Source organism: Streptomyces sp. NPDC005374 (assembly GCF_042872225.1).
Taxonomy (GTDB): Bacteria; Actinomycetota; Actinomycetes; order Streptomycetales; family Streptomycetaceae; genus Streptomyces.
Genome location: NZ_JBIAKA010000013.1, coordinates 109,178 through 131,409 on the forward strand (window position 1 = coordinate 109,178; position 22,232 = coordinate 131,409).

The 22,232-nt window shown below is 71.7% G+C and carries 19 protein-coding genes; 9 read left to right on the forward strand and 10 right to left on the reverse strand.

Going from position 1 to position 22,232, the window contains the following annotated elements; all coding sequences use genetic code 11:
- Window positions 1-182: 182 nt before the first annotated feature.
- Entirely contained in the window at window positions 183-1,451 is a 1,269-nt protein-coding gene (locus ACFYRX_RS30690; RefSeq protein WP_389106559.1) for a zf-HC2 domain-containing protein, read from the reverse strand.
- A complete protein-coding gene (locus ACFYRX_RS30695) occupies window positions 1,448-2,038 on the reverse strand; it encodes a sigma-70 family RNA polymerase sigma factor (RefSeq protein WP_389106562.1) in 591 nt (196 codons plus the stop codon). Before ACFYRX_RS30695 ends, ACFYRX_RS30690 begins: the two co-directional genes overlap by 4 nt.
- Before the next feature lie 314 nt (window positions 2,039-2,352).
- On the opposite strand from ACFYRX_RS30695, the gene ACFYRX_RS30700 reads away from it, so the two are divergent.
- The gene (locus tag ACFYRX_RS30700; protein ID WP_389106565.1) at window positions 2,353-2,733 is read left to right on the forward strand and encodes an STAS domain-containing protein; all 381 of its coding nucleotides are present in this window, start codon (window positions 2,353-2,355) and stop codon (window positions 2,731-2,733) included.
- A 215-nt stretch (window positions 2,734-2,948) separates the two neighbouring features.
- Window positions 2,949-3,461, forward strand: a complete 513-nt coding sequence (locus tag ACFYRX_RS30705; RefSeq protein WP_389106568.1) for an EF-hand domain-containing protein — start codon at window positions 2,949-2,951, stop codon at window positions 3,459-3,461.
- Here the strand turns inward: ACFYRX_RS30705 and ACFYRX_RS30710 are convergent.
- Window positions 3,440-4,948, reverse strand: a complete 1,509-nt coding sequence (locus ACFYRX_RS30710) for a class I adenylate-forming enzyme family protein (RefSeq protein ID WP_389106570.1) — start codon at window positions 4,946-4,948, stop codon at window positions 3,440-3,442. The two genes, ACFYRX_RS30705 and ACFYRX_RS30710, sit on opposite strands and share 22 nt — an antisense overlap.
- A gap of 141 nt (window positions 4,949-5,089) precedes the next feature.
- Between ACFYRX_RS30710 and ACFYRX_RS30715 the strand changes: the two genes are divergently transcribed.
- The 3 genes from ACFYRX_RS30715 (at window position 5,090) to ACFYRX_RS30725 (ending at window position 8,152) form a co-directional block, all read left to right on the forward strand.
- A complete protein-coding gene (locus ACFYRX_RS30715) occupies window positions 5,090-6,223 on the forward strand; it encodes an acyl-CoA dehydrogenase family protein (RefSeq protein ID WP_389106573.1) in 1,134 nt (377 codons plus the stop codon).
- 96 nt (window positions 6,224-6,319) lie between these two features.
- On the forward strand, window positions 6,320-7,192 hold the full coding sequence (locus ACFYRX_RS30720; protein WP_389106575.1) for an acyl-CoA dehydrogenase family protein: 873 nt from the start codon (window positions 6,320-6,322) through the stop codon (window positions 7,190-7,192).
- Between the two features lie 498 nt (window positions 7,193-7,690).
- The gene (locus tag ACFYRX_RS30725; RefSeq protein ID WP_389106928.1) at window positions 7,691-8,152 is read left to right on the forward strand and encodes an ATP-binding protein; all 462 of its coding nucleotides are present in this window, start codon (window positions 7,691-7,693) and stop codon (window positions 8,150-8,152) included.
- 314 nt (window positions 8,153-8,466) lie between these two features.
- Here the strand turns inward: ACFYRX_RS30725 and ACFYRX_RS30730 are convergent, their stop codons facing one another.
- Complete coding sequence (locus tag ACFYRX_RS30730; protein ID WP_389106578.1) at window positions 8,467-9,393, reverse strand: cyclase family protein; 927 nt, start codon at window positions 9,391-9,393, stop codon at window positions 8,467-8,469.
- Between the two features lie 85 nt (window positions 9,394-9,478).
- On the opposite strand from ACFYRX_RS30730, the gene ACFYRX_RS30735 reads away from it, so the two are divergent.
- From ACFYRX_RS30735 to ACFYRX_RS30745, 3 genes are all read left to right on the forward strand, one after another.
- Window positions 9,479-10,387, forward strand: a complete 909-nt coding sequence (locus ACFYRX_RS30735; protein ID WP_389106581.1) for an SDR family oxidoreductase — start codon at window positions 9,479-9,481, stop codon at window positions 10,385-10,387.
- A gap of 188 nt (window positions 10,388-10,575) precedes the next feature.
- The gene (locus tag ACFYRX_RS30740; protein ID WP_389106583.1) at window positions 10,576-11,727 is read left to right on the forward strand and encodes an acyl-CoA dehydrogenase family protein; all 1,152 of its coding nucleotides are present in this window, start codon (window positions 10,576-10,578) and stop codon (window positions 11,725-11,727) included.
- On the forward strand, window positions 11,727-12,776 hold the full coding sequence (locus tag ACFYRX_RS30745) for a Zn-dependent alcohol dehydrogenase (protein ID WP_389106586.1): 1,050 nt from the start codon (window positions 11,727-11,729) through the stop codon (window positions 12,774-12,776). The genes ACFYRX_RS30740 and ACFYRX_RS30745 overlap by 1 nt, the downstream gene beginning before the upstream one ends.
- A gap of 178 nt (window positions 12,777-12,954) precedes the next feature.
- Here the strand turns inward: ACFYRX_RS30745 and ACFYRX_RS30750 are convergent, their stop codons facing one another.
- Window positions 12,955-14,037: a GlxA family transcriptional regulator gene (locus tag ACFYRX_RS30750; protein ID WP_389106589.1), complete on the reverse strand. Its 1,083-nt coding sequence runs from the start codon at window positions 14,035-14,037 to the stop codon at window positions 12,955-12,957.
- Between the two features lie 71 nt (window positions 14,038-14,108).
- Between ACFYRX_RS30750 and ACFYRX_RS30755 the strand changes: the two genes are divergently transcribed.
- Window positions 14,109-15,413, forward strand: coding sequence for an MFS transporter (locus ACFYRX_RS30755; protein WP_389106591.1), 1,305 nt, complete (start codon window positions 14,109-14,111; stop codon window positions 15,411-15,413).
- Window positions 15,414-15,481: 68 nt separating this feature from the next.
- Here the strand turns inward: ACFYRX_RS30755 and ACFYRX_RS30760 are convergent, their stop codons facing one another.
- From ACFYRX_RS30760 to ACFYRX_RS30780, 5 genes are all read right to left on the reverse strand, one after another.
- Complete coding sequence (locus tag ACFYRX_RS30760; RefSeq protein WP_389106594.1) at window positions 15,482-16,069, reverse strand: flavin reductase family protein; 588 nt, start codon at window positions 16,067-16,069, stop codon at window positions 15,482-15,484.
- A 100-nt stretch (window positions 16,070-16,169) separates the two neighbouring features.
- Window positions 16,170-16,961 carry an enoyl-CoA hydratase/isomerase family protein gene (locus ACFYRX_RS30765; RefSeq protein ID WP_389106597.1) on the reverse strand — a complete coding sequence of 264 codons (792 nt, stop codon included), beginning with the start codon at window positions 16,959-16,961 and terminating at the stop codon, window positions 16,170-16,172.
- On the reverse strand, window positions 16,952-19,177 hold the full coding sequence (locus tag ACFYRX_RS30770) for an acetate--CoA ligase family protein (protein ID WP_389106599.1): 2,226 nt from the start codon (window positions 19,175-19,177) through the stop codon (window positions 16,952-16,954). The genes ACFYRX_RS30765 and ACFYRX_RS30770 overlap by 10 nt, the downstream gene beginning before the upstream one ends.
- A gap of 115 nt (window positions 19,178-19,292) precedes the next feature.
- Window positions 19,293-20,792 (reverse strand): flavin monoamine oxidase family protein, encoded by a 1,500-nt coding sequence (locus ACFYRX_RS30775; RefSeq protein ID WP_389106601.1) that lies wholly within the window; start codon window positions 20,790-20,792, stop codon window positions 19,293-19,295.
- 166 nt (window positions 20,793-20,958) lie between these two features.
- Entirely contained in the window at window positions 20,959-22,179 is a 1,221-nt protein-coding gene (locus tag ACFYRX_RS30780; RefSeq protein WP_389106604.1) for a flavin-containing monooxygenase, read from the reverse strand.
- Window positions 22,180-22,232 lie beyond the last annotated feature (53 nt).

Sequence of the window (22,232 nt, forward strand, 5' to 3'; positions counted from 1 at the left end):
CGCGCCCCTGGGGCACCTTCGGTGCATCTGCCCAGGGGGCCGGGGGTTGCTGTCGTGGGGCGGCTGCGGGCCGGTGGGGGCCGTTGGCGCAGTTCCTCGCGTCCCTGAGGCACCTTCGGTGCATCCACCCAGGGGCGCGGGGAACTGCGCGACCAGCCCCCACCGGCCCGCAGGTGACGCTTCTACATCCGGCTCAAGCTTGCCGCCGCCCGCAGCACGTCCTTGATGGCCTCGCGGTCACCCAGTTGACCTGCCGCAGCTTCCGCAGGAGACACGTGGCCGGCCGCCAGTTGGCAGAACTCGACGCCGTCCAGGGCCACATGGGCCACCTCGTGCGCCGCCGAACCGACCGCCGCCGGGGAGTCCAGGGGGATCAGCCACTCGCCGCCGCCCAGGCCCTCGATCTCCAGGCGCAGGCTGCGCCCCGGCTCCCCGGCGGGTGCCAGGTGCCGTCCGGGGAGAGGTGACGCCAGCCCCTGCTGCCGCCGTTGCGCCAGCGCCGCGGGCAGCACACGGGCCGCCAGGTCGATCATGCGGTTGAGGTGGCGGGGGGCCGGGGGCCGGTAGGGGTAGTCGACCGCCTCCGCGATGTCCTCCGCGTGGACCCAGCACTCGAAGGCGCGGTCCAGCATCGCGTCGTGGAGGGGGAGTTCGAAGTCGCCGTACGCCACCGCGAGCTTCCCGGCGGTACCGCCGGTGAAGGACACCGTGCGCACGAGGTCGTGGCTCTGCTCGCGCCAGGGGCCCCGGACGGAGCGGGTCGGCGGGAAGTGGGACGCGCGCCAGTACGCCTCGGTACGGCCCGCCGGGGTGGGCGCGTCCGCGGCGACCTCGCCCATCGGATCGTCCAGACCCAGGGCCACCGCGACGAGACCGTCGACGGACAGCAGGTGGGCGATGACCCCGGCGACCGTCGTACGGCGGCTCGTCGCCTTGTCGGCGTCGAACCAGCGCAGCCTGACCGGGGCGTGCCACTCCGCGTCGCCGAAGTCCTGGAGCAGCGCGTCGAGCCGGGCGGTCTCGGCGTCGTAGGGCGTGGCCCACACGGGCAGCGGGATACGCGGCGGGCGCCGGTCGAGACAGCGGTCGAGGACACGGGTGCGCAGGCCGGGGTCGAGGTCGAGGCTCTCCGGGCGCTGAAGCAGTCCTACGGCCCCGCGCAGCCGCAGTGCCTCGTCGGCACAGGAGCCGCAGCCGCCGAGGTGATCCTCCACGGCGGCCGTCTCCTCCGGGGAGCACGCGGCCAGCGCCCACGCCCCGAGCAGTGCCTTCAGCACAGGGTGCTCCAGAACGAGGGGAGCGGGGTCCGGCAGCCCGTCCAGGTCGGGCAGCGGCCGGCCGGTGTCCTCGACGGAGGCCCGGGGGAGGGGTATGCGGGGCGGCCCACCGGGATCGGAGTCGCCCCTGCCGTCACCGTCGCGGTCGTCGTATGCATCGAAACTGTCGCTCACGCCGCGCCCCCGTATCCCGGTGGAGCGCCCGGTGCTCCGGTGTCGTGGGCGGTGGACAGGAGTTGGAGGCCGAGGCGGAGGCGCCGGCGGGCCTCGTCCTCGGTGACGCCGAGGTCGGCGGCGGTCTGGCGGTAGTCGCGGCGCTGGAAGTAGGCCAGCTCCAGGGCGGCCCGCAGCGGGGTGGGCATGGCCTGGACGATGTAGTCGGCGCGGGCCGCGACCGAGGCGCGGTGCACCTTGCGTTCCAGTTCCTCGGTGTCGGCGACCGCGTCCTCGCCGCCCTGGGTGAGCGCGGCGGTCTCGGTGACGCGCAGCCGCTGCACGGCCAGGCGGTGGGTCAGACCGGCGACCCAGGAGCGCAGCGGGCCCTGCTTGGGGTCGTAGGCCTCGGGGTGCTCCCAGACGTGGGTGAAGACGTCCCGGGTGATGCCGTCGGCGGCGCGCTCGTCTTCGAGCACCCGGTGGGCGAGCCCGTGCACAAGTGAAGCGAAACGGTCGTAGAGCTCCCCGAGCGCGGCCGCCTCACCGCGTGCGAGCCGCTGCTGCATCTTGCGGTCCCAGCGGGGCGGTGCGTCCTTCTTCGCCATGCGGCCCCCTCACCCTGGAAGTGTCCGAGTCAAGCCTGCGCCCACCGTCTCTTCGAATGTAGTCGGCACCTCCGGCAGCGCACGCCCCTTTGTTCCAATGCGCGCCCCCCGAGGGGCCTCAGGTGGTAGTGGACCTTTCCCTACCCGTCCATCTGTTGATCAGACCCGATCGAACAGGATCGAAGCCGACTAAAACAAGCCTCTTCCGAACGATTTCCGTTTCTCGGCCCGAGTTTCAGGGAACGGCCGCTGGGCAGCCGCGCTGCAAGGAAGCGTAGGAAAGGCTTCCGTTTGCTTTCCGGCGAGCGAAGGGCATGGTGGTGGCGTTCAATGTGACCGGCGACGAGCAGGGCGACTGGGCCGTGCTCAGTGTGACGGGAGAGCTGGACCTGGTGACTTCGCCGGTGCTCCGCCAGCGAGTCCACGACGTGGTGGCCGAGGGGCGCCACAGTCTCGTCCTGGACCTCTCCGAGGTGTATTTCTGCGATTCGAGCGGCGTCGGCGTCCTCATCGCCTCCCGCCGCCTGATCCGCTCCTGCCAGGGCGATCTGCGCCTGATCCTCCCGGAACAGGGCGCCGCCGAGGGCTCCCACGTCAACCGCGTCCTCGGTGCCCTGGGAGTCCGCCGTCTGTTCGAGGTCCACCCGGACCTGGACTCGGCGACCGACGAGGAGGCGGGACCACTGTCCGCCTGAGCGCGTACACCCGTGGACCCGCGTACCCGCCTGCGTCCGCACGGTGGTGACCTGGGGCACCCCGACTGCCACACCGTTGTCCCGAAATTCCCCCGGTCCTGGCACAAGCGCCACCTTCCGGCCCCCGGGGCGCCGCCCGCGTCGTACGCTCCGTGCGAGATGCACCCGATGTGATCCGACGCGATCCGATGTGATGTGAGGCGGTCCGAGAAGACATGGTCAGCAGCGAGTACGAGCGCAGGATCGCCGGCCGGTTCGCCACCTTCGACCAGGACGGCAACGGCTACATCGACCGCGAGGACTTCAACGTGGCGGCCAAGGCGCTGCTCACCGAGTTCGCCACCACGGCACGCTCCGACAAGGGACAGGCGCTGTACGCCGGCGCGGAGGCGTTCTGGCAGGGCATGGCCGGGATCGCGGACCGGGACGGCGACCAGCGGATCACCCGCGACGAGTTCGTGAACGGCGCGCTCAAGCGGCTGCGCGACAACCCGGACCGGTTCGCCGAGATCGCCCGTCCCTTCCTGCACGCGGCGATCGACGTCGCCGACCAGGACGGCGACGGACGCGCCACCGTCGAGGACACCGCGCGTGTGCTCACCATCCTGGGCGTGGGCGAGGACATCGCGCGGGCCGCCGCCGCATCCCTGGACACCGACGGCGACGGCAAGGTCGGCGAGGCCGAGATCGTGCCCGCCTTCGCCCGTTACTTCACCGTCCCCGAGTAACGCTCCCTGAGCTTGTACTTCAGGACCTTCCGCAGGGCCTCGTTGCGCGGAAGGGCGTCCACCACCTCCAGCTGCTCCGGCAGCTTGTGGGGGGACAGGCCCGCCGCGCGCAGATACGCGCTCACGGCGTCCAGGGTCAACTCCTCGGCGCCCTCGGGCTGTTCCACGACGGCACACACGCGTTCCCCGCGCTCGGCGTCCGGCAGCCCGATCACCGCCACGTCCCCGACGGCCGGATGCGCGGCCAGCAGGTCCTCGATCTCCTTGGCCGAGATGTTCTCGCCCTTGCGGATGATCACGTCCTTGAGTCGTCCGGTGAGCACCAGGTGCCCGGTGTCCTTCACGAACCCCAGGTCGCCGGTGCGCAGGAACCCCTCCTCGTCGAAGGCCTCCGCGGTCTGCGCCGGATCCAGATACCCCTGGCAGACGGCCTCCCCCTTCAGCCGTACCTCCCCGTCCACGATCCGCACGGACATCCCCTCCGGGGGCCGCCCCTCCGTCGTCGCCAGGTTCTCCACGGTGTCGTCCGGCGCCCCCATCGTGATCATCGGCACCTCGGTCATGCCGTACCCGTGCGTGAGCTGCGCCCCCAACTCGCGTACGACGGCGTGGTAGATCTCCGGCGGCTTGGGCGCCCCGCCGCCGGCGAGCAGCCGCAGGGTCGGGATGATCCGCTCGCCGGGCCGCTTGCGCTGCTCGGTGAGGAACATCGAGTAGAACGCCGTGGACCCGCCCGCCACCGTCACCCCGTGCTTGCGGTAGCCCTCCAGCGCGTCCGGCAGCGCGAACTGCTCGAACATCACCGCCGGGAAGCCGTACAGCAGCAGCATCACGGTGTAATCGGGGCCCGCGATGTGCGCGTACGGGAAGGCCATCGACCCCACGTCGTCCGCCGTCAGCCGCAGTGCGTGCGCGAGGCAGGAGCCGCCCGCGATCAGCGAACGGTCCGTGTGCAGAACGCCCTTGGGGTCGGACGTGGTTCCCGAGGTCCAGTAGATCCAGCGGACCGAGGTGCCGTCGGCGGGCGGGGCGGGCAGTAGGGCCGGATCGCCGTCCGGGAGGTCGTCGTACGCCTCGAAGATGCCCTTCGCGCCGAGCCGGCGTGCCATCTCGGTGTGGTCGAAGCCGCGCCAGACGCCCGGCACCGCGAAGAACTCCGCCTTCGACTCCCTCAGCGCGAAGCCGACTTCGCGGTCGCGGTAGAACGGGATGACCGGCGACTGCACGGCACCCAGGCGGGCGAGCGCGAAGGAGAGCAGGGCCGTCTCGATCCGGGTGGGCAGCTGCCAGGCGACGACCGTGCCGGGCCGTACGCCCATGCCGTACAGGCCGGCCGCCACCCGCTCGCCGCGCGCGCGCAGTTCGCCGAAGGTGAGGGTGCGGTCGTCCTGGAGGAGGACCGGGCGGCCGGGGGTCAGGTCGGCGCGGCGCGCGAGGAGGTCCCAGAGGGTGCGGGACGCGCTGAGCGCACGGGCGGTGTCGGTCACGGCGGCCCCCTTGTGGAACTGACGGGCAGTCAGATCGTGGGCAGAGCGTAGGGCTCGACGCCTTGTCGGTCCAGGGGTGCGGGACCTAGCCTTCGTGCACGAGCGGTATCTGACGGGCTATCAGATATGGGGGGTGCCGTCATGGATCTCGCGTACACGCCGGAGGAGGAGGAGTTCCGGGCGCGGCTGCGCGAGTGGCTCGCCAAGGCGCTCCCCGCGCTGCCGCCGAAGCCCTCCCCGCAGGACTGGCCCGGGCGCCGGGCCTACGACCTCGGCTGGCAGCGCATGCTGTACGACGCCGGGTACGCGCACGTGCACTGGGACGCCTCGCCGACCACCCGGCTGATCTTCCTGGAGGAGACGGAGACCGCGGGCGCACCCTACGTGGGCGCCGGATTCGTGGGGCTGCTCCACGCGGGCCCGACGATCGCCGCCGAGGGCACCGCAGCACAGCGGGAACGCTGGCTGGCGCCGATCCTGCGCGGCGAGGAGGTCTGGTGCCAGGGGTTCAGCGAACCGGAAGCCGGGAGCGACCTCGCGGCCCTGCGCACCCGCGCGCGCAGGGACGGCGACGACTACGTGGTGACCGGCTCCAAGATCTGGACCTCGCACGCCGAAGTCGCCGACTGGTGCGAACTGTTGGTGCGGACGGACCCGAAGGCCCCGAAGCACCGCGGGATCACCTGGCTGGCCATGCCGATGTCCTCGCCCGGCGTGACGGTGCGCCCCCTGCGGACGCTCGCCGGATCCGCCGAGTTCGCCGAGGTGTTCCTCGACGAGGTGCGGGTGCCGGTGGCGAACCGGGTGGGAGACGAGAACGACGGCTGGCGCGTGACCATGGTGACGCTGTCCTTCGAGCGCGGTACGGCCTTCGTGGGCGAGGTGGTCGCCTGCCGCCGCGTGCTCGGCGAACTCGCCCGTACGGCACGGGACAACGGGCGCTGGGACGATCCGGTGCTGCGGCGGCGGCTGGGACGGCTGAACGCCGACTTCCGGGCGCTGTGGCGGCTGACGCAGTGGAACGTCAGCGAGGCGGAGGCGAACGGCGGGGTGCCCGGCGTGGGGGGCTCGGTTTTCAAACTGAGCTACTCGCACGCACGCCAGGAGCTGTACGACACGGCGGCGGAGGTCCTGGGCCCGGAGTCGCTCGACCTCGAACAGCCGTGGGTGCTCGACCGGTTGTCCTCCCTGTCGTACACCATCGCGGCCGGGACCTCGCAGATCCAGCGGAACATCGTGGCCGAGCGGATTCTCGGGCTGTCGAAGGGGCGGTGAGCGCGACCTGTCGCTGTTTGCCGGGTGCGGCGGCGTTGTGGCCGGCCGCGCCCCTGAGTGGGATACCGCGGGCGGTGTGGAAAAGGGGAGCTCGGCATGCGGTTTCAACTGACTGATGATCAGGTGGCATTGCGGGACGGAGTGCGTGGGTTGCTCGCGCGGCGCTTCGACGGGGAGGCCTTGCGGGCTGCCGTTGAAGAACCTTGTCTGGACCGGGTCCTGTGGCGGGAGCTGGGAGCGGCCGGGTTCTTCGCGCTGCGGGTGCCCGAGGCGGACGGCGGTGTCGGACTCGGGCTGGCGGAGGCCGTGTTGGTCTTCGAGGAGGCCGGGCGGACTCTGCTGCCGGGGCCCCTGGTGGCCACCCACCTCGCGGCGGGGGTGGTGGACGGGGCCGCCGAGGGGGAGGTCGTCGTGACCGGCGTCGACCGGGGCGGGCTGGTGGAGTGGCTGGAGGAGGCGGACGTCGTGCGCGGCGATGCCGCCGGGGCCGTACCGCTGAAGTCGGTCGATCCGCTGACGCCGCTGCACCGGGTGCCGGGCGCACGCGAGGGCGCGGCCGATCCCGTCGCCGTACTCCTCACCGCCGCCGAGCAGCTCGGCACCGCCGTACGCGCGTGTGAGCTGGCCGTGCAACACGCCAGGACGCGGGAACAGTTCGGGCAGCCGATCGGGGCCTTTCAGGCGGTCAAGCATCTGTGCGCGCAGCTGCTGGTGCGGGCGGAGACCGCGCGGGCCGCGGTGTACGCGGCCGCCGTGACCGCGGACCCGGTGGACATCGCCGCGGCCCGGCTGCTGGCCGACGAGGCGGCCGAACGGGGAGCCCGGGACTGTCTCCAGGTGCACGGCGGGATGGGGTTCACCTGGGAGTGCGAGGTGCAGCTGCTGCTGAAGCGGTCCTGGGTGCGGGGCCGGCGCGGCGGTGGCGGTGCGGAGAGCGAGGAGTCGCTCGCCGCCGATCTGGCGGCCTGAGACGCCCACCCCGGAGTGTGTGTCGCGGATTGTGGCATACCGGAATCACGGAGCGTTGATATCGGGTTGTGTCCTATGTGTGACTCGTCACGTCCTGGAGTCGGCGTCCTGCTCCGGTACCTTGTGTGAGATGCGAGTGGTTCGGAGCATGAGCCATGCCGGTGTTGCCGATGGGGCGGCCCCGGACCCGGCGATGCGCGCCGCAGCTCGCAGGGTGGGAGGGCCTTCGCCCGCCGCCTGTTCGACTCCCCTCGGCGAGCGTCGCACAGTATCCCGCACGCGTACTCCTTCGCGCTGGAATATGCCCGAAGCGCTTGTTGGTGTGACGGAACGTCAACCATGCTGTCCCGTAAGGGATTCACGTTGTGTAATCCCGGCTTTGATCGTCGTTGGTCGTTGTTCCTGGTCATGCAAAAAATGGCTACGATCGTGGCCCTCGTGAGGCGCGAGGCCATGTGCCCGCCGGTTCGGATGGTGTGAGCGGTGCAGGTGCTTCAAGTGCAGATGGAGATCCGGCCCGACCCCGCAGAGGTGGGGCGAGCCCGGCGGTGGGCCCGCTCGCGGCTCGCCGTATCCGGGATAGGGGCCGACGAACCACTCGCCGAGAACCTGATCCTGCTCGTGTCCGAACTGGTCACCAACGCCGTGGTGCACACCGGCCGGCCGGCCGTGCTGCGGCTGTCCCTGCCGGACGCGGCGGCCGAGTCGGCCACCGTCCGCCTGGAGGTCGCCGACTGCAGCGGCCGCGCCCCGGTGCCGCGGTGTGTGGACGGCGAAGCGACCGGCGGCCGCGGCCTCGCCCTCGTCGACGGCCTCGCCGACCGCTGGGGCTGGAGCCGGGAAGGCACCGGCAAGAGCATCTGGTGCGAACTGGACCGCTGTACGCAGGCGGAGAAGGCCACGGAGGTCTTCGTCATCGACACCTCCGCCTACGAGGGGCTGGCGTTCGAGGCGGTGTGACCGGCGCACGGTCGCAGAAACCGCAGTCCCCTGGCCCCGCGATGTGTCGGTGCGCCGGGTGATGCCTCGGTGCGCGGCCGGGATGAAAAGGTTCTAAGTGACAAATCCCCTCAGTGGTGTTGACGCAACGTGTTCGATTGATCACGCTGTTGTCAGCGATCCGCCGTGAGGGGACGTCGAGGGATGGGGTGACGGAAGTCCTCGGCGGGTGCGGATCGTGACGCGGTGTCGATTCCTCCGGGGCGGAGAGGAGTCGATGACGGCGGCGCGCGATGGAATGCTCGGGGCGGGCCGCGCGCCGCCGGCCGATCTCCTCACAGAACGGCCACCGGGGCCACGGGCGTACCGGTACCACCGGCGAACGGCTCCGGCATCGCCGACAGCAGGAACGTGTAGCGGTCTTCTTGTCCACAGGCTGTGGACAACTCTTCGAGATTCCAGTTCTGACCCTGGAGCATCCCCATCTCCACCAGGTCCAGCGCGTGCACCGGCAGCCACAGGTCCTCGATCTCGGGCGGGAAGATCTCGAACGTGAGCGTGTCATTGGCGACCGCCGCGACATCGCGTGCGTGGAACCACTCCGGGGTGCGGACCGACAGGCCCGGCGACGGATAGGCGTACGCCTCCTTGTCCCCGGCGAGATACACCTGGATCTGCCCGGTCCGTACGAGCACGACGTCACCGGCGCGCACGCGCGTGCCGGCGAGTTCCTCGGCGGCGTCCAGGTCCTCGGGCGTCACGGCGTGGCCGCCGTCCAGCCGGTCGACGCCCCGCGCGCGTGCCACGTCCAGAAGCACCCCCCGCGAGACGACGTGCCGTGCCTTGTCGATGCCGGCGAACTCGGCGCCGCCGTGCGGGGTGATGGTGCCGGCCGGGCGGCCGTTGTAGAGCATGCCCGAGTGCGAGACATGGGTGAGCGCGTCCCAGTGGGTGGCCGCCTGGAGCCCCATGGTCACCGCGTCGTCGCTGCACGCGACCGTGCCCGGGCCGAAGATCTCCTGGTTGATCTGCACCATGGTGTGCAGGGGGTTGACCCGGCCCGGCATCATCCCGGTCTGCACGCCGTCCTGCCGGAGGGGGAGGGCGAGCGGGACGCGGCGACCTGTGCGGACGCTCGCGGCGGCCTCGCGGACGACCTCGTCGGTGATCAGGTTCAGCGTGCCGATCTCGTCGTCGGCGCCCCAACGGCCCCAGTTGTTCACGCGCTTGGCGATGTCGTGGAACGCGGCCGGAAGTGACATCGGGCCCTCCCCAGGGCTTGTGTCCGCACATCTGACGGGTCATAAAATCTAACGGTCCGTCAGAAACCGCGGGAAGGGGCCGGACGTGGGGAACTTCTTGGCAGGCAGGGTCGTCGCCGTGACGGGCGCGGGACGGGGCATCGGGCGGGCCGTCGCGCTGGCCGCCGCGGGCGAGGGGGCGCGGGTCGTCGTCAACGACTACGGCGTCGCCATGGACGGGGCGTCTCCCACGAGTGAGGTCGCTTCGGGTGTGGTGAAGGAGATCGAGGCGGCCGGGGGTGAGGCCGTCGCCGTGGCCGACGACATCTCGACGATGGCGGGTGGGCAGCGGGTCGTCGACGCGGCGCTGTCTTCGTACGGGCGGATCGACGGTGTCGTGTGCGTCGCCGGGATTCTGCGTGAGCGCATGTTGTTCAACATGTCCGAGGAGGAGTGGGATCCGGTTCTCGCGACCCATCTGAAGGGAACGTTCACTGTGTTCCGGGCGGCTTCCGCCGTGATGCGGAAGCAGCGGGCGGGGACGCTGATCGGGTTCACCAGCGGGAACCATCAGGGGTCGGTCTCGCAGGCGAACTACAGCGCGGCCAAGGGCGGGATCATCTCGCTCGTCCGCAGTGCCGCGCTCGGGCTGCACAAGTACGGGGTGACCGCCAACGCGGTGGCGCCCGTCGCGCGTACGCGGATGTCGGCGAACGTGCCGATGGAGCTCTCCGAGATCGGGGAGCCCGAGGATGTGGCCGCGATGGTGGTCTACCTGCTGTCGGAGCGGGCCCGGGAGGTCACCGGGCAGGTGTACACGGTCGCGGGGCCGAAGATCGCGGTGTGGGCGCAGCCGCGGGAGCTGCGTGCCGCGTATGCCTCCGGCGGGTGGACGCCGGAAACGATCGCGGAGTCTCTGCCGGGGGGTGTTGGCGTCGATCCGATGCCGATGCTGGAGCGGTTGGGGGAGATGGAGCGGGCTGCGCGGGGTGGGGGGCGGCCCAATGCCCGGTAGGGCGGGGGGTGCGCGTTGCCGGCGGCCGCGGGTTGGTGGGGGCTGGTTGCGCAGTTCCCCGCGCCCCTGGGGGTGTTGGGTGCGCTTGGTTGGTGGCTGCGGGTTCGGTGGGGGCGGGCGTTTTTGCGCAGTTCCCCGCGCCCCTGGGTGGGTTGGTGTGGCCGGTGTGCGGGCGGTAGGAGGGTGCTGTGGAGTTTGGGTTTGTGGCTGAGGATGAGGTGTTTCGGGGGGAGGCTCGGGGGTGGCTTGCCGGGCATGTCGATGGGGCGCAGGACCGGCGTGGCTGGGAGCGGACCCTCGGCAAGTCCGGGTGGATCGGGCTTGGTTGGGGCGAAGGCGGTTACGGCAACCGGACCGCCACCCTCACCCAGCAGGTCGCCTGGGCCGAGGAGTACGCGCGGTCGGGGGCGCCCGCGCGGTCCGGGCACATCGGCGAGAAGCTGCTCGCGCCCACCCTCCTCGCCCATGGCACCGAGGAGCAGAAGGCCCGGTTCCTGCCTCCCGTCGCCGCCGGCGAGGAACTGTGGTGCCAGGGGTACAGCGAACCCGGCGCGGGGTCGGACCTCGCCGGGGTGCGGACCAAGGCAGTGCGGGGCGGGGACGGGACGTATCGGATCAGCGGGCAGAAGATCTGGACGTCCCTCGCTCATGAAGCGGACTGGTGTTTCGTGCTCGCCCGCACCGACCCGGAGTCCCGTCGGCATCACGGGCTGAGCTTCCTCCTCGTACCCATGGACCAGCCGGGACACATCGACGTACGGCCCATTCGGCAGATGACCGGGACCAGCGAGTTCAACGAGGTCTTCTTCGACGGGGCACACGCCCGCGCCGAGCATGTCGTCGGGGGCGAGGGACAGGGCTGGCGGGTGGCGATGAGCCTGCTGGGCTTCGAGCGAGGAGTGTCCACGCTGGCCCAACAGGTCGGATTCGCCCAGGAGTTGACCCAGGTGGTCCAGGCTGCCGTACGCACCGGAGCCGTCGACGAGCCCGTCGTACGTGCGCTGCTCGTGCGGCAGTGGGCCGAGTTGCGGACCATGCGGTGGAACGCCCTGCGCACGCTGGGGGGTTCGGGTGACGCCGGAGCCTCCAGCGTGGCCAAGCTGCTGTGGGCGGGGTGGCATCAGCGGCTCGGGGAGCTGGCGATGCTCGTGCGGGGCGCGGAGGCGGCCGTCGGGTCTCGCGAATGGTCGGCTTCCTCGCCGTACGAACTCGACGACCTCCAGCAGCTGTTCCTGTTCTCGCGGGCCGACACCATCTACGGCGGCTCCGACCAGATCCAGCGCACCATCATCGCCGAGCGCGTGCTCGGCCTGCCCAGGGAACCCAAGGGGGTCGTCTGATGCGCGGCGTGCTGTTCGACGGGAGGCAGGTCCAGGTCGTCGACGATCTGGAGGTGCGGGACCCGGGGCCGGGCGAGGTGCTGGTCGCGATCTCGGCGGCCGGGCTGTGCCACAGCGACCTGTCCGTGGTGGACGGGACGATCCCGTTCCCGGTGCCGGTGGTGCTCGGGCATGAGGGAGCGGGTGTCGTGGAGGCCGTGGGGGAGGGGGTCACGCATGTCGGGCCCGGTGACCACGTGGCGCTGTCCACGCTCGCCAACTGCGGTGCCTGCGCAGACTGCGACCGGGGGCGCCCGACCATGTGCCGCAAGGCCATCGGGCGGCCCCAGAAGCCCTTCTCGCGGGGCGGGGAGCGGGTGTTCCAGTTCGCGTGCAACTCCGCCTTCGTGGAACGGACGGTGGTGAAGGCCGTGCAGGCGGTCCGGATCCCGAAGGACATCCCGCTGCCGTCCGCCGCCCTCATCGGGTGCGGGGTGCTGACCGGGGTCGGGGCCGTGCTCAACCGGGCCCGGGTGGATCTGGGCGAGAGCGTGCTGGTGATCGGGACCGGGGGGATCGGGCTCAACGTCATCCAGGGCGCGCGGATCGCGGGGGCGTCGCGGATCGTGGCGGTGGACGCCAATCCGGCCAAGGAGGCGATGGCCCGCCAGTTCGGGGCGACCGACTTCCTGACCTCGGTCGAGGAGGTGCGGGAGCTGCTGCCGCACGGGGTCGACCATGCCTTCGAGTGCGTCGGCCGGGTCGAACTCGTGCGTGCCGCGATCGACTCGCTGGACCGGCACGGGCAGGCGGTGCTGCTGGGGGTTCCGGCGGCGGGCGCGGAGGCGTCCTTCGTCGTGTCGTCGATGTTCCTCGACAAGGCCGTCCTCGGCTGCCGGTACGGGTCCTCACGGCCGCAGCGGGACATCCCGCTGTACGCGGAGCTCTACCGGCAGGGCCGGCTGTTCCTCGACGAACTCGTCACGGAGACCTACCCCGTCGAGGACTTCGAGAAGGCGGTGGCCGACGCGGAGGCGGGACGGGTGGCCCGGGGGGTGCTCACCTTCTAGGGCCTGTGTGGGGTTGTGATCTGGATCAGGGAGCGGGGCGTGGTGCGTGCGATCGCAAGGCGCCGGAAGGCCCTCGTAGCGGAGCTACGAGGGCCTTCCGGCAACGCGGCTGGGGGTCCCCCCTCTGGGGGAGTGCGTGCCACGCCCCGCGAGCCCAGATCACAACCCCACACAGGCCCTAGGCCGCCGGTGCGGGGATCACCGCGTACGCGGCGCCGGGGTTCCCCGCGAAACAGCCGCTCCCGGTGCGGAAGGTGCGGCGATACGCGGTCGGGGTGACCCCGAGGGCCGCCTGCAGGTGCTGGCGCATCGACTGGGCGGTGCCGAAGCCCGCGTCGTGGGCGACCTGGTCGACGGAGAGGTCGGTGGACTCCAGCAGGTGCCGGGCGCGCTCCACCCGCTGCCGGGTGAGCCACTGGCCGGGGCTGACGCCGACCTCCTCGCGGAAACGGCGCGTGAAGGTGCGCACCGACATCGCCTCCTGCCCGGCCATGTCCCGCAGCTGGATCGGCTCGTGGAGGCGGTTGAGCGCCCAGTCGCGGGCCGAGGCCGTGGTCGACTGCTGCGGGTCGGGCACGGGCCGGTGGATGTACTGCGCCTGCCCGCCGTCGCGGTGCGGCGGTACGACGGTGCGGCGGGCCACGTCGTTGGCGACCGCCGTGCCGTGGTCGCGGCGCACCATGTGCAGGCACAGGTCGATCCCGGCGGCGACGCCCGCGGAGGTCAGGACGTCCCCGTCGTCGATGAACAGGACGTCCGGGTCGACCCTGACCTGCGGGAAGAGCTCCTGGAGACGGTCGGCGTCGGCCCAGTGCGTGGTGGCGGGGCGGCCGTCGAGGAGACCGGCGGCGGCCAGGACGTAGACGCCGGTGCAGATGGAGGCGAGCCGGGTGCCGGGGCGGATGTGTGCGAGGGCGGCGGCCAACTCATCGGTCAGCACGCCCTGTTCGAAGACCGGGCCGAGTTCGTACGACGCCGGGACGATCACGGTGTCGGCGGTGGCCAGGGTCTCCGGGCCGTGCTCGACCTGGACGGCGAAGTCGGCGTCGGTCCGCACCGGGCCCGGCGGGCGGATCGAGCAGGTGACGACGTCGTACAGAAAGCGCCCCTCCGCGTCCCTCGGGCGGCCGAAGATCCGGTGCGGGATGCCCAGCTCGAAGGGGAGGACACCGTCCATGGCGAGGACGACGACGCGGTGCGGGCGGAAGTCCGGCTCACGACGGTCATCACGGTCCAGGTCCATGTCCATGTCCATGTCCATGGCCCGATCCTAGCGAATGCTGTCCTGCGGGCCAATGGATCCGGGACGGCGCAGGGCGGAAGCTCTATGTCGTGACCCAGACAAGCGCAGCCGCCGACTCGGCGACTCAGCCGGAAAGACCGCCGACCCGTATCCACCGGGCATGGTTCGTGGCCGCCGTCACCTTCGTGACGATCATCGGCGCGGCCGCCTTCCGCTCCCTGCCGGGACTCCTCATCGACCCCCTGCACGAGGACTTCGGCTGGTCGCGCGGCACCATCGGCGCGGCCGTCTCCGTCAACCTCGCGCTGTACGGCCTGACCGCGCCCTTCGCGGCGGCCCTGATGGACCGCTTCGGCATCCGGCGGGTGGTCGCGGTCGCGCTGACCGTGATCGCGGTCGGTTCGGGCCTGACCGTGTGGATGACGGCCGCCTGGCAGCTGATGCTGTACTGGGGGCTGCTGGTCGGCCTGGGCAGCGGCTCGATGGCACTGGCGTTCGCCGCGACCGTCACCAACCGCTGGTTCACCGAGCGGCGCGGCCTGGTCACCGGCATCCTGACCGCCGCCTCCGCCTCCGGCCAGCTGATCTTCCTGCCGGTGCTGTCCTGGATGGTGGAGAAGCACGACTGGCGTCCGGCGGCGATCACGGTCGCCCTCGCCGCCCTCGCGGTCGTTCCCTTCGTCTGGCTGCTGCTGCGCGACCACCCGGCCGACGTGGGCCTCAGGCCGTACGGCGCCAAGGAGTTCGTACCGAAGCCGGAACCGGTGCAGGGCGCCGCGCGCCGGACCCTGACGGTCCTGTCCAGGGCCGCCCGCACCGGCCCCTTCTGGCTGCTCGCCGGCACCTTCGCGATCTGCGGCGCCTCCACCAACGGCCTGGTCCAGACCCACTTCGTGCCCGCCGCCCACGACCACGGCATGCCCGTCACGGCCGCCGCCTCTCTGCTCGCGGTCATCGGCGTCTTCGACGTCGTCGGCACGGTCGCCTCCGGCTGGTTCACCGACCGCTTCGAACCGCGCCGCCTGCTCGCCGTCTACTACGCCCTGCGCGGCATCTCGCTGCTCTTCCTCCCCATGCTGCTGGCCCCGTCGGTCCACCCGCCGATGCTCTTCTTCATCGTCTTCTACGGCCTCGACTGGGTCGCCACCGTCCCGCCGACCATCGCCCTGTGCCGCGAGCAGTACGGCGACGACAGCGCGATCGTCTTCGGCTGGGTCCTCGCCTCCCACCAGGTCGGCGCGGCCGTCGTCGCCTTCCTCGGCGGTGTCGCACGGGACGTGTTCGGGTCGTACGACATGGTCTGGTACGCGTCGGGAGCGCTGTGCGCGGCGGCAGCGCTGATGGCCCTGGTGATCCGGCGCACGCCGGCGGCCCCCGTCCTCGCGGTGGCCTAGAGATCCCCTCCAGGACGGTCCGGGTGATCAGGGGGAGGTCGCCGGCGACGAGCGGGCGCCGCGGTGTCTCAGACGAACCGGCCGTTGTGGAACAGCAGCGGCGCCTCTCCCTCGCCCGTTCCCAGCGTGTCCACCCGCCCCACCACGATGAGATGGTCCCCGCCGGTGTGCACCGCGTGGATCGTGCAGTCGATCCAGGCGAGCGTGCCCGCGAGGCGGGGTGAGCCGGAGACCGGGGCCGGGTCATATGTCACGCCCGCGAACTTGTCCGCGCCGCGCACCGCGAACTTCCGGCACAGGTCGCCCTGGTCCGCGCTCAGGACGTTCACGCAGAAGACGCCCGCCCGGGCGATGCGCGGCCAGGTCGTCGACGTGCGGCCGACCATGAAGGCCACGAGGGGCGGGTCGAGGGAGAGGGAGGAGAAGGACTGGCAGGCGAAGCCGGCGGGGCCCTCGCCGCCCGCCCCGGGTGCCGTCACCACGGTCACGCCGGACGCGAAGCTCCCCAGCACACGCCGGAACTCGCCCGGGTCGACCGGCGCCCGCTCGTCCTCGCGGACACACCTCAGCTCCGGTCGGGGCAACGCCTCGACGGCGAGGGCCTTTCCGGACCGGAGGTAGCGGACGGCCGCCTCCGCCATTCCTGCTTGTCCCATCACCCTTCCATTGAAGCTGACGGTGTGTCAGATAGGAAGGGGTGGAGGGCGGCGGTTGCGGTTGGCCCGCCGTACCGGCTCCTCGTGGTTCCGGCGTGCCTCAACGGCCCCTGAACTGCGGGTGCCTGCGCTCCACGAAGCTCGCCACGCCCTCTTTCGCGTCCGCCGTCGTCATGTTGATCTCCTGCGCGGTGGCCTCCGCGGCGAAGGCGGTGGCGCGGTCGCTGTCGAGGGAGGCGTTGACGAGCTGTTTCGTCAGGGCGAGGGCGCGGGTCGGGCCGGTGGCGAGACGGGCCGCCCACTCGCGGGCCGTCTTGTCCAACTCCCCCTCCGGGACGACCCGGTTGACCAGGCCCAGGCGTTCGGCGTCCGGGGCGGACAGCGCGTCGCCGAAGAACATCAGCTCCTTGGCGCGCTGGGGGCCGAGGAGCCGGGTCAGCAGGTAGGCGCCGCCGCCGTCGGGGACCAGGCCCCGTCGCACGAACACCTCGATGAACCGCGCCGATTCGGCGGCCAGCACCAGGTCGCAGGCGAAGGCCAGGTGTGCGCCGAGGCCGGCCGCGGTGCCGTTCACCGCCGCGATCACCGGCTTCTCGCAGTCCAGGACGGCGGCGGTCAGGCGCTGGGCGCCGAGCCGGATCATGCGGGCCACGTCACCGGGGACCGGGTCCCCCGCGCCCGCCCCGCCCCGCAGGTCCGCCCCCGCGCAGAAGCCGCGCCCGGTTCCGGTGAGGACGACGGCCCGCACGTCCGGGTCACCCGAAGCCTGCGCCAACAGCTCGATGATCCGGTCGCGTTGGCCCGGGGTGAGGGCGTTCAGGGCCTCGGGCCTGTTGAGGGTGATGTACGAGACCTGGCCGTCGAGGGTGTGCAGCAGCTCGCTCACCGGCACACCACCAACGCGTCCAGCGCCACCGCCCCCTGCCCCCGGGGCAGCACCATCAGCGGGTTGATGTCGAGCTCCGCCACCTCGTCCCCGAGCTCCAGCACCATCCGCTGCACACGCAGGACGACCTCCACGAGGGCGTCGAGATCCGCGGGCGGCCGCCCCCTGACCCCGTCCAGCAGTGCCCGCCCGCGCAGGTCCTCCAGCATGTCCCGGGCCTGCTCCTCCCCGAAGGGCGGCACCCGTACGGCGGTGTCGCGCAGCACCTCGACCAGCACTCCGCCGAGCCCGACCGTCACCGTCGGCCCGAACAGCTCGTCGTGCGCGGCCCCGACGACCATCTCGACGCCCCGCTCGACCATCTGGCACACCAGGACCCCGTCCAGCGGGACGTCCTCGTAGCGGGCGATGTCGGTCAACTCCCGGTAGGCGTCCCTGACCTGGCTGGCCGAGGTCAGGCCGATCTTCACCAGGCCGAGCTCGGTCTTGTGGGCGATCCTCGCCCCGGACGCCTTCATCACCACCGGGTAGCCGACCAGGCCCGCCGCGCGTACGGCCGCCGCGGCGCTGGTCACCAACTGCTCGCGCGGCACCCGGATCCCGTACGCCCGCAGCAGTTGCTTCGCCGCGTGCTCGCTCAGCTGCTGGCCCGGGCGCATCAGTGCCTGCGCCTTGCGGAAGGACGGCGAGGGGGTGCGCGGGGCCTCGTCGAAGGGGGAGCGGTAGCCGGTGACGAAGCGGTGGTGGCCGAGGTAGGCGCGGACCGCGGTGATGCAGTTGCCGACCGTGCGGAAGGTGGCCACCCGGGAGGAGCCGAGCAGCACCTCGCGGTAGGCCGGTTCGGTGCCGACGGGCGAGCCCCACACCACGCACACCAGCTTGTCGGTCTGCTCGGCCGCGTCCACCAGGTCCTGGACCAGCCGGTCGCTCAGGGGCGGGAACGGCCCGGTGACCGGGCAGATCAGCACCCCGACCGACGGGTCGGCGAGGATCGCGTCGATGATCTTCCGGCCGCGCCAGTCGCCGACCGGGTGCCCGCCGTTGTCGACGGGGTTGGCGACGCTGAGGAACTCCGGTATCCACTGGTGCAGTTCGGCCTGTTTGGCGTCGGACAGCGTCGGCAGCCTCAGCCCCGCCTCCGTCGCCAGGTCGGCGAAGTGCGCGCCGGTGCCGCCCGAGATCGAGTAGACGACGACCCCCTCGGCGACCGGCGGCTTCGCGCGGGCCAACAGGGTCGCGGTGTCCTGGAGTTCGTCGAGACCGTCGACGCGGATGACGCCGTACTGCCGCATCGCCGCGTCCACCACGGCGTCGGCGCCGGTCAGTTTGCCGGTGTGGGAGGCGGCCGTGCGGGCGCCGGTCTCGGTGCGGCCCACCTTGACCGCGACCACCGGCATCCTGCGGCGGGCCGCCCGGTCGGCGGCGAGCAGGAAGGAACGGCCGTCCTTGAGGCCCTCGACGTAACAGGCGATGGCGCCGACCTCGGGCCGCTCGGCGAAGTAGGAGAGGAAGTCGGAGGTCTCCAGGTCGGCCTCGTTGCCGGTGGGCGCCCAGTGGGTGAGGCGGATGCCGAGTTCCTGGAGGGCGAAGACGGGGCGGCCCTGGTGGCCGGACTGGGTGATGAGGGCGATGCCGGGACCGTCGAGATCCTCGCGGAACGACGAGAAGGCGTTCAGGTTGGTGTTGGGGCCCAGCAGGCGTATCCCGGACCGGGCCACCGCGGCGGCGAGACGTTCCTGGGCGGCCGCGCCCTCCTCGCCGGTCTCGGCGAAGCCGGAGGCGAAGGCGACCGCGAACTTCACCTTGGCCTCGGCCAGTTGCTCGATCACGGGGAGTGGGTCGGCGACCAGCAGGACGGCGAGGTCGACCTGCTCGGGCAGATCGGACACGGCGGCCACGCAGGGGATGCCGAAGACGGACGGGCGGGTCGGGTGCACCGGGTGCAGCCGGGCTCCGACCCGGCCCGCCCAGTCGATCAACTGCCGGGTGACACCGGTGTTCGGGCGGCCCTCGGTGTCCGAGGCGCCGATCACGGCGACCGCCTCCGGCCGGAAGAAGCGGTCCAGATCGGGGACGTCGGCATACAACGGCCGGCCGCCGACGTCGAGATCGTCGACCTCGGCGGGCCTGCCGTGAACGGCCGGTCCGGGTTGCTCACCGCATGCGATGACCCGGGCCCGGCGGGAGTCGGTGGTGAGGGTGCCGTGGGTTGATCCAAGCATCGGTCCGCCCGCTCCTGTGTGACAGCACGATTAACTGACGCTCTGTCAGATTACAGAACTGACGGGATGTCAGGAATGGGTGTGCACACAAAAGGAACGGATCGGTGGGCCCGGCCTACAGCACCGCCAGCACCTCCTTGGCCACCCGCTCGCCCGAACGCACCGCACCGTCCATGAAACCGTTCCAGTGGACGGCGGTCTCCGTGCCGGCCCAGTGGATGCCACCGACGGGAGTGCGCAGGGCGGGCCCGTACTGGGTGAGCACGCCGGGAGCGCCGATGGAGACGGGGCCGCCACGGGTGTAGGCCTCGTTGTTCCAGCGTTGCAGGACGAAGGAGGTGGGGGAGGCCGCTTTCGCGCCGAAGTACGTCACGTAGTCCTTCAGCACGGCCGCCTTGACCTCGGCCTCGCTCGCCGCGTCGTAGGCACGCGCCTCGTCGGCCTCGATGAAGCCCATCAGGGCGCCGTAGGCGGCGTCGGGCGGGGAGTTGTCGAAGGTCGAGCTGACCACGCCGGTGTCGCTGACGACCTGGCCGTTGAGGCCGTCGGCCCGCCAGAACGGGGTGTCGTAGATCGCGATCGCCTTGCCCACCGAGGCCATCGGGAGGCGCTGGGTGAGCTGGTCGCGGGCGGCGGGCAGCAGCGGGTCGTAGGTGATGCGGGCCGCGAGCGGCGGCGGTACGGCGACGACGACCCGCTTGGCCGTGACCGTGACGCCGTCGGCCGTGACGACGTACTTCGAGCCGGACTTGGCGATCGTGCGCACCGGGGCGTTCAGCACCACCCGGTCGCCGAGGGCCGCGGCGAGCTTGATCGGCACCTGCTGGGAGCCGCCGACGAAGCGCTGCTCCTGCGCGCCGCCCGCGGTCTCGGTGAGGCGCTCCAGGGTGCCGGGAGTGGTCTCGTTGCCGGCGGCGGCGATGTAGAAGAGGACGAACAGCAGGGAGAGTTCCCGGGGTTCGGCCGAGAAGATCGAGGTGCAGGCCACGTCGAGGAGGAACTTGGCCGACGGGATCACGGCGTTGGCGCGCAGCCAGGTCTCGAAGGTCTGCCGGTCCCACTCCTCGGCCTTCGCCGCGGTCCAGGGCGCGTCCACCGGGATCGTCTTGGCCATGTCGTCGAGGGAGGCCTGGACGATGGCCGCGTTGGCGAGGCCGGCCGCGTCGATCGGCGGGACCGAGCCGAGGAGGCCGTCGGTGGCGTAGGCGGTCTTCTTGCCGTCCTTGTAGAGCAGGTTGTTGCCGGTGTTGTAGGTGGGGAAGGTGCCCACACCGAGCGAGTCCGCGAGGGCCTTGATGCGGTCCTGGGTGGGGCCGATGAACTCGCCGCCGCCCTCGGTGACACCGCCGTTGGCCAGGGGCAGGTTGAGCACCCGGCCGCCGACCCGGCCGCGGGCCTCCAGGACGGCGACCGTCTTTCCGCCCGCGACCAGGTCACGGGCCGCGGTGAGTCCGGCGAGGCCGCCGCCGACGATCGCGACGTCCACATCACGGGTGGCGGCGGCAGCGGCCGGAGAGGCGGCGGTGCCGGTGAGGGTGACGGCACCGGCCGCCGCGGCGGCGCCGCCGAGCAGGGAGCGCCGGGAGAGCGGGGGGAGCTGTCTTTCGCGTGCCACGTGCATCCTCCGTCAGGGGAGAGCAGTTCGGTGAGACCTGAAAGTGAGCCTGAAAGGTGAGCAGGTTTCACATTCTGGCCCCGCATGTGGGCACACGACAACGCCCCCGTCACATCTTGCGCACACGTAACGGGAGCTTTACTGGAGGGAGTTGGGGGGTTCTACGTCATCCCGGGAGCCGGGAGAGTGATCCCGAACCGTCCCTGACGACGGCCTTCGCGATCTTCTCGGCGTCGATCGCCACCTCGCGGAAGGTGCCGCTGATCGGAGTGACGTAACCACTGAAGAAGAGGCCGGGAGTTGCGGAGGGGCAGCGGGCGCCGTTGACGACCGGACGACCGCGCGAGTCGAGGACGTCGAGGTGACCGACGAGATCCTCCAGGGCGCGGGTGTAGCCCGTGGCCGCGATCACCGCGTCCGGGCCGATCCGGGTGCCGTCGGTCAGGAGCACCTCGCCGTCCTCGAACCCCTCGACGGCGGCGACGACCTCGACCCTGCCCTTGCGGATGGCGTCGATGAGGCCGACGTCCTGGACCGGGATGGCACCTTCCTTGACCCGGCTGTAGAGACCGGTGTCGGGGCGGGGCAGGCCGTGCGCGGACAGGTCGGGCACGCTGAGCTTCGCCATGGGCCGCGCCAGCCGGTCCACCAGGCCGACCGGCAGCCGTCGTACGAGGACGCCCGTGTACTGGGCGGCCCAGCCGGCCGTGGAGCGGCGGACGATGTGCGGGGCGGTGCGCACGGACAGCCGTACCCGCGAGGCGCCGCCCTCCACCAGGTCCACGGCGATCTCGGCGCCGGTGTTGCCCACGCCGACGACGAGGACGTCACGGCCGGCGTAGGACGCCGGGTTGCGGTACTGGCCCGCGTGCAGGAGCTCGCCCTTGTACGTCTCGCGACCCGGCCAGTTGGGCAGCAGCGGGGTGTGGTTGTAGCCGGTGGCGACGACCACCGCGGCGCCGGTCAGTTCGCGGCCGCCGGTGGCGTGCAGCAGCCAGCCGGTGCCGTCGGGGGTGCGCTCGACGCGCGAGACCTCGACGCCGGTGACGGTCTCCAGTTCGTGGACCTCGGCGTACTTCTCCAGATAGCGCACCACGTCGTCGCGGGACGCCCAGCGCCCGAACCGGCGGGGCATCGCCAGGCCCGGCAGGGCCGAGAGGCGGCGGGTGGTGTGCAGGTGCAGCCGGTCGTAGTGGCGCCGCCAGGACGCGCCGACGTGCTCGGACTTCTCCAGGACGACCGCACGCACACCCCGGGCGCGCAGCGCGTACGCGACGGAGAGCCCGGCCGGCCCGCCGCCGATCACGTACACGGGGCGATCGGGCTGATCAGGCTGATCAGGCTGATCAGGCTGGTCGGGGTGGTCTGCGGGTCTGGAGTCGGCCATGAGCGCGAGCGTAATCAGACAGCGCGTTGATGGGTCTCGGTCAAGCCGGGAAT

Bases quoted from the DNA above. Each gene is read 5' to 3' on its own strand.
- ACFYRX_RS30695 (WP_389106562.1), bottom strand. From the start codon at position 2,038: ATGGCGAAGAAGGACGCACCGCCCCGCTGGGACCGCAAGATGCAGCAG.
- ACFYRX_RS30700 (WP_389106565.1), top strand. From the start codon at position 2,353: ATGGTGGTGGCGTTCAATGTGACCGGCGACGAGCAGGGCGACTGGGCC.
- ACFYRX_RS30705 (WP_389106568.1), top strand. From the start codon at position 2,949: ATGGTCAGCAGCGAGTACGAGCGCAGGATCGCCGGCCGGTTCGCCACC.
- ACFYRX_RS30715 (WP_389106573.1), top strand. From the start codon at position 5,090: ATGGATCTCGCGTACACGCCGGAGGAGGAGGAGTTCCGGGCGCGGCTG.
- ACFYRX_RS30720 (WP_389106575.1), top strand. From the start codon at position 6,320: ATGCGGTTTCAACTGACTGATGATCAGGTGGCATTGCGGGACGGAGTG.
- ACFYRX_RS30730 (WP_389106578.1), bottom strand. From the start codon at position 9,393: ATGTCACTTCCGGCCGCGTTCCACGACATCGCCAAGCGCGTGAACAAC.
- ACFYRX_RS30745 (WP_389106586.1), top strand. From the start codon at position 11,727: ATGCGCGGCGTGCTGTTCGACGGGAGGCAGGTCCAGGTCGTCGACGAT.
- ACFYRX_RS30750 (WP_389106589.1), bottom strand. From the start codon at position 14,037: ATGGACATGGACATGGACATGGACCTGGACCGTGATGACCGTCGTGAG.
- ACFYRX_RS30760 (WP_389106594.1), bottom strand. From the start codon at position 16,069: ATGGGACAAGCAGGAATGGCGGAGGCGGCCGTCCGCTACCTCCGGTCC.
- ACFYRX_RS30770 (WP_389106599.1), bottom strand. From the start codon at position 19,177: ATGCTTGGATCAACCCACGGCACCCTCACCACCGACTCCCGCCGGGCC.
- ACFYRX_RS30780 (WP_389106604.1), bottom strand. From the start codon at position 22,179: ATGGCCGACTCCAGACCCGCAGACCACCCCGACCAGCCTGATCAGCCT.